The organism is Haliscomenobacter sp., assembly GCF_033763495.1.
GTDB lineage: Bacteria > Bacteroidota > Bacteroidia > Chitinophagales > Saprospiraceae > Haliscomenobacter.
In genome coordinates this window covers 1-2,072 of record NZ_JANRKL010000119.1, presented here as the reverse complement: position 1 = coordinate 2,072, position 2,072 = coordinate 1, and the positions used below count along the sequence as shown (strand labels likewise).

The window sequence follows — 2,072 nt, the reverse complement described above, 5'->3', positions numbered from 1 at the left end:
GGAGTCGAAATAAAACCTATTACCTAAAAAATCATTTCACCAATACCTCATTGTGAGGCAAGGCGAGTTCACGATCCATCGTGATGAATACAATGTAATCCCCTTTTCTACATTGACTCAATACCTTACCCACCTCTATTTCCGTGTACGTTTGATCCGAAAACGAAGTCATGGTTTTGGTATTGGCATCCTTGATGGCAATTTTAAACCGACGCTTGCCTTGTGGGATCACTACATTATTGTCTTGCAGACTCACTGGCTGAACGGTAAAGATACCTTTAGCGTCCAGGGCCAATTCACATTTCCCCGTAGGTGTGTACTCGTTGACCACCATTTTATCGTTCAGCAATACGGCGGTACAATTGGTAAAATCGTTGTGCCCGACATTGTGCCCAACAAACACAGAATCGGCTTGCCCTATCAACACAGTGGTACTAAAAAAAGAACAAAGTAGCAGGATTTGAAAATTTCGCATAGTCGTTTGATTTTGAAGTAAAAAAATGCAGGTGATTTCCAATGCCACAAACCTAAGCGACCTGCTTGTAAAGGGAGTTAAAACCAGGTAAAACAATGTAAATGAAATGTAAAACCTGTTTTTGAGAAGCCAAAAGCATGTAATTTTGTGCCTATGATGGCAAGTGGACTCAAAAAATGGTTGTTGCCGCTGAGTTTAGTGATGTCGGCGGTATTAATGCTTTCGGCCATGTGGTGGCCTGAAAAGCCAAAACAGGTTTCACCCCAATTGGAATCTACCCGTGTCAATTTAGCATTGCGGGAAACTGGCGACCGTTTGCTGGATATTGCAGGTGACAGCACCTCCACCATTGCTCCGGTTGTACATAAATCAACTCAAAAATGGTTGTTGCAACTGGAACATCGTTTTAGTTACGACAGTTTGCCCGGAGTGCTACGTAAAGCGCTGCTGCGTCAAGGGATTCGCAGCGATTATTATGTCAGCGTACTGCGTTGCAAAGACGACAAACTCATGCTGGGCTATATGGCCAGCACTTATGAATTAGAGGGCGAGGCACCCTGTGGTGGCCGTGACATCAATACGGAATGCCTGAACATCGAGTTGGCTTTTTTAGACAAAGAAATCCCCCAATCTAATCCTTGGAAAGCACGTTTTCTGGGGTTGAGTGTCTTTTTGTTTTTGGCCGCTATAGGCAATGTTTTTTACCTGCGTACAATCCGCAAACCTAGGGTTGAAGATTCTCCCGTGGAAGAAGAAATGAAACTCCTGCGTTTTGGCCAATCCAGCCTGGATTTTGTCAATCAAAAACTTTGGGTCAACGGGCAGTTCAAAGACTTAACTTTTCGCGAGGCCAAATTACTTCACTACCTCATTCAAAACGCCAATCAGGTGCTGGATCGCGAACGCGTGCTTGAGGCCATTTGGCAAGACGAGGGTATGCTGGTGGGGCGTAGCCTGGATGTGTTTGTATCTCGTTTACGGAAGTTATTGAAAGAAGACAATAGCATCAAAATCAGTAGTGTACATGGCGTAGGTTATCGTTTCGAGGTTATTGTCGTCCAGGTCGCCAAATGATCCGGCCACGTGAATCCACTTGTCGGAATATCTCGAGTGCGGTAGGTTGATCTGTGATGGATTGTATATTTAAGTCTGGTTGCAAGGTAAATGCAATGGGTAATTCCTCCTTATAGAAGTATGGCTTCAAAGCCCGAAGGTCTTGCGGAGTATCCACTCTACAATGTTGAACGGCGAAATGGTTAGGCAAGCCAGCAATGGCTTCTCTCCATTTTTCTGCATCGCCGCCCATTTGAACCCAAATCATTCGTTTGTATTGGGCGAAGTCGAGTACACTATCTGGCAAAACCTGCCTGGCATAAGTCATGCTAGGGCGTTCCTGAAACTGTTGAAAAGCCTCTTTCCCTTTCGGCGTCAAGGCATCCCAAAAAACAACCAAGGTGCTTTTTTCATCAGGTACAAGTGCAAAGCCCCTACCCTGCGCGTCTTTCCACGCCAAGTCTGGCAACTTACGCAATCGATATTGGATGACTTTTTTCTGATACGTTTCGGCCATCATTTCAATCAATCCTGGATATTCTTT

3 protein-coding genes are annotated in these 2,072 nt (G+C 44.8%); 1 reads left to right on the top strand and 2 read right to left on the bottom strand.

The genetic code is table 11. The features are described from left to right. Positions 1-31: 31 nt before the first annotated feature. The gene (locus SFV55_RS12845; RefSeq protein WP_320029909.1) at positions 32-475 is read right to left on the bottom strand and encodes a hypothetical protein; all 444 of its coding nucleotides are present in this window, start codon (positions 473-475) and stop codon (positions 32-34) included. A gap of 153 nt (positions 476-628) precedes the next feature. Here SFV55_RS12845 and SFV55_RS12840 point away from each other — a divergent pair, with 153 nt between their 5' ends. Next, positions 629-1,549, top strand: coding sequence for a winged helix-turn-helix domain-containing protein (locus SFV55_RS12840; protein WP_320029908.1), 921 nt, complete (start codon positions 629-631; stop codon positions 1,547-1,549). On the opposite strand, the gene SFV55_RS12835 is transcribed toward SFV55_RS12840, so the two are convergent. Then, positions 1,524-2,072 (bottom strand): hypothetical protein (locus SFV55_RS12835; RefSeq protein WP_320029907.1); only part of this gene is annotated, 549 nt, incomplete at its 5' end. The two genes, SFV55_RS12840 and SFV55_RS12835, sit on opposite strands and share 26 nt — an antisense overlap.